An 8,509-nucleotide genomic window follows, 5' to 3' on the forward strand; every position below is an offset into this window, starting at 1 on the left:
ACTCCTCGGAATCCCGGCCTAACAAGCCAAAACGACTTTGCCGGGGCCGTGCCCTGGCCGGGGGACCCCTGCGTCAGCGTGGCGATCAGAGCAGCGGCAGCTGGCCCTTCAGCTCACGCACCAGCTCAGGCAGATCGGCGCGGTCCTTGGCGAACCCGAACACGTAGTAGTCCGGCCGCACCAGCGCCGCCACCTTCCTGTGCCCGGCGAGCCAAGGCAGATAGAGCCGCTCCACGTCCACGACCTCGTGCGCCCGAGCGATCTTCGGTGGAATCCCGGCCGGCATCACCCGCACCAGCTGCGCGCCCAAAGTCTTCAGGAACTCCAGCTCGTCCTCACCCAACGCCTCATACGGATCCAGCGTGGTGATCAGCTGCCACCCGCGCCCGGCCACCTCGTCGAACCGGTCCCGGACAGTCCCGCGAGCCACCACACCCTGCGGCGACAGCTCACCGTCCGGTGACGAGATCCCGTCAGCACCCCTCCGGACGATCCCGTCCTCCAGCGCATAAGCAGAAGGAGCCAGGTCGACACCTTCCGGCTTGGCCCGCATCGCGAGCAGGAACGCGTCACGGCGGGCAGCGGCCACGGGATCGAGCTCCGACACGATCTTGCCCACCTCGATGGACATCTCGATCGTGTGCCGCACCTGCAAGGCCCGCTCGGCGGGGTAGGCGTCCAGCAACTCCGAAGACGCGAGGTCGCGCAGCACGAGGTCGAGCTTCCACGCCAGGTTCGCGGCGTCGCGGATGCCGGAACACATGCCCTGCCCGGCGAACGGCGGCATCAGGTGCGCCGAGTCACCGGCCAGGAGCAGACGCCCGTCGCGCCACTTGTCCGCCATCGCCGCCTGGAAGGTGTAGACGATGTTGCGCGTCAGGTCGGCGTTCGCGGGTGTCACGTCATAAGGAGCCAGCAACTCCCACATGCGTTCCACAGTGGACAGCTCTTCGATCGACTCGCCGGGCAGCCGCATGAACTCCCACCGCCGGTGCCCGCGCCCGGACGCGACGATCGTGGTCGGGCGGGCCGGGTCGCACACCTGCACGTCGTTGGGGCGGAAGGCGCGCTTCTCGTGGAAGACGACGTCGACCAGCAGCCAGTCGTGCTTGAAGTTCAGGTCGAGCATGCGGGAGCCCATGACGTCGCGCACGAAGCTGTTCGCGCCGTCGCACCCGATGACCCACGAAGCCGTGACGTCACCTTCGTGATCCGGCCCCGGAGCCGTCAGGGAGACGTGCGAGCCGTGGTCGGCGATCGCCTCCACCTTGTGCCCGAACAAGGTGGTGATGTTCGGCAACGTCAACACGTGCTCGCGCAGGGCGCGTTCGAACGTCGGCTGGTGCATCACGGTCGCGATCGGCCACCCGTCACGGCCCGGCTCGTACGGCGCTTCGAACGAGAACAGCTCACGGCCCTCGGCGTTCTGGAACATGTACTGCCCCAGCGGTTCGCCGAGCTCCATCAACTGGGCGCCGATGCCGGCCGAGGCGAACGAGCGGGCGGTCTCACCGTCGAACGCGACCACGCGCGGGAACGGGTACTGGCCGCGGTACTTCTCCAGGATGACGACCCGCCATCCCTTGTGCGCCAGCAGGATGGACAGAACGAGGCCGACCGGGCCGCACCCGACGACCGCCACATCAGCGGTGAGGGCAGCGGTCCGGCCGGCCGGGGAAGGAGACGCCATCGGTGTTTCCCTGTCTGCGAGAGATCAGAAAAACGAGTCGATCACTCCGAGCGCCTGTTCGGGGTTCAACCGCGGGTCGCAGAGGGTCTCGTAGCGCTCGGAGAGAGCCTTCTCGTCGGGGACAGGCCCGCCGACGCACTCCGTCACGTCAGTCGCGGCCGCTTCCAGGTGCAGGCCCGCCGCGTGTGCGCCCTCGGTCTCGAGGATGTGCCGGAACGCCGTGGCCTCCTCGATGATATGGGAGACAAGTCGAGTCTTTCGCCCAGATTCGGTGCTGATCGTGTTGCCGTGCATGGGGTCCGAGATCCAGACGACGGGGTGACCGGCGCGCCGCACGGCCCGCACGATCGGCGCCAGGGCGACGTGGATGTCCTCGCGGCCCATGCGGACGATCAACGTCAGGCGGCCCGGCGTGTGGTGCGGGTCGAGCAGCTGGCACAGCCGCACGACGGTCTCCGGGTCCGCGGTCGGGCCGACCTTCACGCCGATCGGGTTCGAGATCGCGGAGAACATCGAGACGTGCGCGTGGTCCAGTTGCCGGGTGCGCTCGCCGATCCACGGGAAGTGCGTCGAGGTGAGGAACTGCTCGCCGGTGCGCTCGTCGGTGCGAATGAGCGCGTTCTCGTAATCCAGCACCAATGCCTCGTGGGCTACCCACGGGCCACCGGACAGTTCCTCGGCGCTTCCCGCCCAATGGGCGCGCACTTCTCGGACAACGGCGGAGGAAGCGTCGTAGGCCTGAAGCATTCGCTCGGGGTCGTGCCGGCGGGAAAGATTGTCGGCCTCAAACGAATTGACCAGCTCGCCCCGGAACGACGGCAGGTCGATCCCGCTGACAGTTTCGAAGTTGCTCGAACGAGGCTTCGCGTACTGGCCCGCCATCCGTCCGAAACGTGCCACCTGCTGACCCGATCGTTCCGCCATGCGGGCGGCGATCTTCTGGATGTTGCGCACCTTTCGGGAAGTTGTCACCGGGTCGGCGTCCGAAAACGATTCCGCGCAGTCGCCGAGCTGCAGAACGCGCGCCTCACCGAGCGCGGCGAGCCCGAGCGCGCGCCGAGCCTCGCGAATCTCGGAATGTGCGACCAGGGGGAGCGCGCCGGACAGTTCGGCCTCGATCAGGTCGTACTCGGGGTGGTGGTGCCAGTGGGGCTGCTGCGTCGCCGGCAACGTCATCCACGGGGCCGCGGTCCGCGTGTACGTGAACTCCGTCAGCTTCACCGTCTGAGGCATTGTTCTCGCTCCTGTTCTGGTTCTGCTGGACGTTTCAGGCGACGATGCCCTCGATCTCCACGAGGAGATCGGCGCGGCAGACGTCGACGTTCAGGTACTGGACGCGGGCGTTCGGGGAGAAACGCTCCTCGCACATCCGGCGCACCACCGGGATGTCGGAACGGTGACGGACGTAGACCTTGATGTTGTCGAGGTTCAGCAAGGAATTGCCCTGCGTGATCTCGTAGTCCGCCAGGTTCTCGTCGGAAATGAGGTGCTCGATGTTGTCGAGTGACAACTTCACCTGAGCCACGATGTCGCCGTCGTGCAGGGTCTCGTGCCCGCGGATGCTGGCCGTGCCGGCCACGTAGACCTGCCCTGACCTGCGGTCGGTGTGCGTGGAGGCGAGGTAGGTGGCCCGCGCGAACTTGGGCGGGCGCGGGCCGTACTGCCTCGGGTAGTGGTAGGCGGCCATCTGCTTGGAGTTCTCCACCGACGTCAGCGCGGCGGAGCGGGAGGCCAGGAAGTAGAACGCGATCCCGCCGCCCTGCGACCCGATTCCGGTCGCGCTCGGCACCTCCTTGTCGCCGAAGTGGAAGAGTTCGAACGCCTCCGCGCGGCCCTTGCAGAAGTCCCGGTAGATCTCGAGGCCCTCGGTGTTGTCCGCGTTGATGTCGTTGATGAAGTTCCACATGCGGAAGCAGTTCTTGTAACCGAGGGTGTCCATCAGGTCCAGCGCCGCGACGTACGCCGCGCGGGTGTCCTCGGTGTAGCGGCCGGTCGGGGCGATGCGGCCGGCGACGAGCAGGTACTCGCCGTCGTGGGCGTAAACGACACCGTGGTGCTCGCCGGTCTCGGCCGGGCGCGAGGTCGTCCACACCTCCGCGAATGCCTCACCGAGGTCGGACGCCATGTGCAGGTCGAGGGTCAGAAGGCCATTCTCGACGCGCGGGCCGGTGCACTCGGTCGTGTAGTTGATGACGCCGAGAACGTTTCCGGTGGCCGCGACATCGCTGACTTCGGTCAGGCCGGTGAACACCGAGCTGGGCAGGTTCACCGTCTGCTGCGCCTGCGTCATGGGAATGCCCCTCCGAGGAGTAGGTAAAACATTTTGCGGAGTGAAACCAGGTCTTTGTTTCGAGCATCTCTTCCGGGCCGGTGATCAAAGATTAGCCACCGGCCGGGCTCCGCAAAACAGCTCGGCCGGGGAAAGCACTTTCGGGCGGGATGATAGGGGGGTCCTAGGGGGGTGCTAGGGGATTTCCTACTTACCCGCCTGGTGAGCCCGACGTTAGCATCGCTCGAGGTGCACGCCACGTCGCCAGTAAATAGGGAGCGCCGTCGGGATGTTTCGAACCGAACTGATCCGGCCGTTGTCCGACCTGCTGCGATACCACGCGGCGAACGCCCCGGAGAAGGTCGCGTTCGCGGACTCGCGGCGCGCGGTCACGTACGCGGAGCTGGAGAAGCGGACCTGGCGGCTCGGCGGGCACCTCGCCGGCCTGCGGCTGCAGCCGGGTGACCGGGCGCTCATCTTCCTGGGCAACGGCGTCGACATCATCGAGAGCTACCTCGGGGTCACGCGCGCGAACGCGGTCGCGGTGCCGTTCAACCCGCACTCCGCCGACGCCGAGCTCGCCTACGTGCTGGACGACAGCGGCGCCCGCGTCGTGATCACCGACTTCGCGCACCTCGACCAGGTCCGCAAGCTGCTCCCCGGACGTCCTTACCTGCGCGTCGTCGTGAGTGGTGACGAGCCGCTGCCGCGCGGTGGTTCCGTTGTCTCGTACCAGGATCTGATGTCGCGCGACCCGTCCGTGCCGGCGCGCGACGACCAGGGCCTCGACGACGTCGCGTTCATGCTCTACACCTCCGGCACCACCGGGAAACCGAAGGGCGTGCTGTCGTCGCAGCGCGCCTGCCTGTGGTCGGTCGCCGCCTGCTACGCCCCGGTGATCGGGCTGAACCACGACGACAAGGTGTTGTGGCCCTTGCCGTTGCACCACTCACTCGCGCACGTGCTGTGCGTCGTCGGTGTCACCGCGGTCGGTGCCACGGCACGCATCCTCGACGGGTTCGCGGCCGATGAAGTGCTGACCGCGCTGGAGGGCGACGACTACACGTTCATGTGCGGTGTTCCCGCCATGTACCACCATCTTCTGCAGGTCGCGCGCACCCGCGAGGTGCCGTCGAGCGCGCTGACCCGTTGTCTCACCGCGGGTTCGGCGTGCCCGCCGGCGTTGCGCGTCGAGTTCGAGGCGCTGTTCGGTGTCGCGCTGCTCGACGGCTACGGCAGCACCGAGACGTGCGGCCTGATCGCGGTGAACTGGGCGCACGGCACCAGGGTTCCCGGTTCGTGCGGCCTGCCGGTGCCGGGTCTCGCGGTGCGGCTGGTCGACCCGGACACCGGCGTCGACGTCGACGCGGAAGCGGAGGGCGAGGTGTGGGTGCGCGGCCCGAGTCTCATGGCCGGCTACCACAACCAGCCGGAGGCGACCGCGCAGGCGATGCCTCATGGCTGGTATCGCACCGGTGACCTGGCGCGCCGCGACCTCTACGGCTACCTGACGATCACCGGCCGCGTCAAGGAGCTGATCATCCGCGGCGGCGAGAACATCCACCCCGGCGAGGTGGAGGAGGTGCTGCTGCGCGTGCCGGGGGTCGCGGACGCCGCGGTGGTCGGCAAGCCGCACGACATCCTCGGTGAGGTGCCGATCGCGTTCGTCGTGCCCGGCAAGCAGGGCCTCGATCCCGTGCGCCTGTACGACGCGTGCCGCGAACAGCTGTCGAACTTCAAGGTCCCCGAAGAGCTGTACGAGATCGACCACATCCCGCGCACGACCTCGGGCAAGATCACCCGGCACGTGCTGCTCGACCGCCCGGCCCGGTTGCGGGCCGCGAGCGGCGGGCAGCACGAGTCGTTGCTGCGCATGGACTGGGCGCCGATGCCCTCGGTCCGCACGACGTCGCTCGAACTGGCCAAACGCTGGGCAGTCGTGGGTCCGGACATGTTCGGCTTGACCGCTTCCCTCGTGTCGGCCGGTGTGCACGTGGCCACTCACCCTGATGCGGCATCGCTGCATGTGTCTGTTGTGGACGGTGAGCCCGCGCCGGACGTGGCGGTGCTGTGCTGCCCGGACGACATGGACACCGGTGGCAAGCTGACCACGGCCGCGCAGGAGGCGTTGCGCAGGGTCGGCGGCGTGCTGCGGACGTGGGTGAACGACGACTGGTTCGCGCATTCGCGGTTGGTCGTGCTGACTCGCGGCGCGGTCGCTGCCGGTGTCGAGGACGTGCGCGACCTCGTGCACGCGCCGGTGTGGGGTTTGCTGCGGTCGTTGCAGGTCGAGTTCCCGAACCGGTTCACGCTGATCGACATCGACGACCTGCCGCCGTCGGCTGGTGTGCTGCCGTTGGCGGTCGCCGCCGGCGAACCGCAGCTCGCGATCCGGTCCGGCATCGCGTTGACGCCACGGCTCAAGCGCGTGTCGGCGTCGATCGACAGCGACGAGGTGCTGCGCATCGACCCCAAACGCACGGTGGTCGTGACCGGCGCGGACGGCACGATGGGCGCCGCGCTGACCAGGCACCTCGTCGCGGCTTACGGCGCAAGGCATCTGCTGCTGATCAGCCCGCGCGGCCGGGCCGACGAGGCGACCGCGCGGCTGGAGTCGGAGCTGTCCGAGCTGGGCGCACGGGTCGCGGTGGCGGCCTGCGACGTGGCGGATCGTGCCGCGCTGGCCGAGGTGCTGGGCAAGCTGAAGCGGCCGATCACCGCCGTCGTCCACAGCGAGGGCGAGCACCCGGCGAAGCCGGCCGCGCCACGCGCCGACGTGTTCCGGTCCGTTGTGGACGGTGCGGTGAACCTGCACCAGCTCACGAAGAGCGGCGACGTCACCGCGTTCGTGATGCTCTGCACGGTCGCGGGTGCGCTGGGCCTGGTGGGGTCGGGGGAGCAGGCGGCGGCGAACTCGTTCCTGGACGCGCTGGCCCGCTACCGCCGCAAACGCGAGCTGTCCGCGACGTTCCTCGCGGTGGGCTCTACCGATGCGCCGACGACGGCGTCGCGCGTGGGTGAGCTGTCGACGCACGAGTTCGCGGCGATGTTCGACGTGGCGACGTCCGCGGGGCTGGCACAGGCCGTGATCATGCGGATCAACAGCGCGGCTTTGCGCGAGCAGACGTCGTCGACAGAGGTGCCCGCGTTGCTGCGCGGGCTGATCGACGTGTCCGCGCGGCTCGCGACGCCGGACGAGCGCGACCTCTCGGCGTTGCGGCAACGGCTGGTCGCGATGTCCCCGGAAGAGCAGGACATCTTCCTGCTCAACCTGGTGCGCACCGAGGTCGCGGGCGTGCTGGGGCTGACCGGGACCGAGCGGGCTGAGTCGAAGAAGACGTTCCGCGAGCTGGGGCTGACCTCGGTGACCGCGGTCGACCTGCGGAACCGGCTGACCGCCGCGACCGGTCTGCACCTGTCCGCGCCGGTCGCGTTCGACTATCCGACACCGGTGGTCCTGGCACGGCATTTACGGGCGGAGCTGCTCGGTGAGCGCGCGGCCGTCGTTCCCTCGGAGATCGTGCGGGCGCAGCCGGACGAGCCGATCGCGATCGTCGGCATGGCCTGCCGCTATCCCGGCGGCGTCTCGTCGCCGGAGGACCTGTGGCGGCTGGTGATGTCGGGTGCGGACGTCGTGTCGCCGTTCCCGGCGGATCGCAACTGGGATCTGGAGAAGCTGTTCGACGGCGCGTCGCACACGCGCTCGGGCGGCTTCCTGCACGACGCGGCCGACTTCGACGCCGAGTTCTTCGGGATCTCGCCGCGGGAGGCTCTGGCGATGGATCCGCAGCAGCGTTTGCTGCTGGAGGTGTCCTGGGAGGCTTTGGAACGGGCGGGCATCGACCCGGCTTCGTTGCGCGGCACCAACGGCGGCGTCTTCGCGGGTGTGATGTACCACGACTACGGTGCTGGGCTGCTGGACGCGCCCGCCGGCACCGAGGGGTACTGGACGACCGGTACGGCCGGCAGCGTGGTGTCCGGCCGCGTCGCCTACACGCTGGGCCTGCAGGGTCCGGCGGTCACCGTCGACACCGCTTGTTCTTCGTCGTTGGTCGCATTGCACTGGGCCGCGCAGTCGTTGCGGTCAGGTGAGTCGTCGATCGCGTTGGCCGGTGGCGTGACGATCATGTCGACACCGCAGACGTTCGTGGAGTTCTCGCGTCAGGGCGGGCTGTCGGCTGACGGTCGCTGCAAGGCCTTCTCCGATTCCGCTGACGGCACGGGCTGGTCCGAAGGCGCGGGTCTGGTCGTTCTGGAGCGGTTGTCGGACGCTCGCCGCAACGGGCACACGGTTCTCGCCGTGCTGCGCGGCTCGGCGATCAACCAGGACGGCGCGTCGAACGGCCTGACCGCGCCGAATGGTCCGTCCCAGCAGCGAGTGATTCGGCAAGCGCTTGCGGCGGCTGGCCTGTCCACTTCGGACGTCGACGCGGTCGAGGCGCACGGCACCGGTACGACGCTGGGCGACCCGATCGAGGCGCAGGCGTTGCTCGCGACCTACGGCCAGGACCGGACTGTTCCGCTGTGGCTGGGGTCGGTGAAGTCGAATC

Annotated in this window: 4 protein-coding genes; 1 reads left to right on the forward strand and 3 read right to left on the reverse strand. The window is 68.6% G+C overall.

The genetic code is table 11. The annotated features are described in order from the left end of the window. Positions 1–85: 85 nt before the first annotated feature. From UK23_RS46990 to UK23_RS47000, 3 genes are read right to left on the reverse strand one after another with little or no spacing between them, the layout of a single operon-like run. A complete protein-coding gene (locus UK23_RS46990) occupies positions 86–1,690 on the reverse strand; it encodes a bifunctional 3-(3-hydroxy-phenyl)propionate/3-hydroxycinnamic acid hydroxylase (protein ID WP_045318369.1) in 1,605 nt (534 codons plus the stop codon). A gap of 24 nt (positions 1,691–1,714) precedes the next feature. Then, positions 1,715–2,923 carry a 3-deoxy-7-phosphoheptulonate synthase gene (locus UK23_RS46995; RefSeq protein ID WP_082115546.1) on the reverse strand — a complete coding sequence of 403 codons (1,209 nt, stop codon included), beginning with the start codon at positions 2,921–2,923 and terminating at the stop codon, positions 1,715–1,717. Positions 2,924–2,957: 34 nt separating this feature from the next. Then, positions 2,958–3,980, reverse strand: a complete 1,023-nt coding sequence (locus UK23_RS47000) for an FkbO/Hyg5 family chorismatase (protein ID WP_052685672.1) — start codon at positions 3,978–3,980, stop codon at positions 2,958–2,960. 268 nt (positions 3,981–4,248) lie between these two features. Between UK23_RS47000 and UK23_RS47005 the strand changes: the two genes are divergently transcribed. Next, on the forward strand, positions 4,249–8,509 hold a 4,261-nt coding region (locus UK23_RS47005; protein WP_045318370.1), incomplete at its 3' end, for a beta-ketoacyl synthase N-terminal-like domain-containing protein.

The organism is Lentzea aerocolonigenes (genome assembly GCF_000955955.1).
GTDB classification, from domain to species: Bacteria; Actinomycetota; Actinomycetes; order Mycobacteriales; family Pseudonocardiaceae; genus Lentzea; species Lentzea aerocolonigenes_A.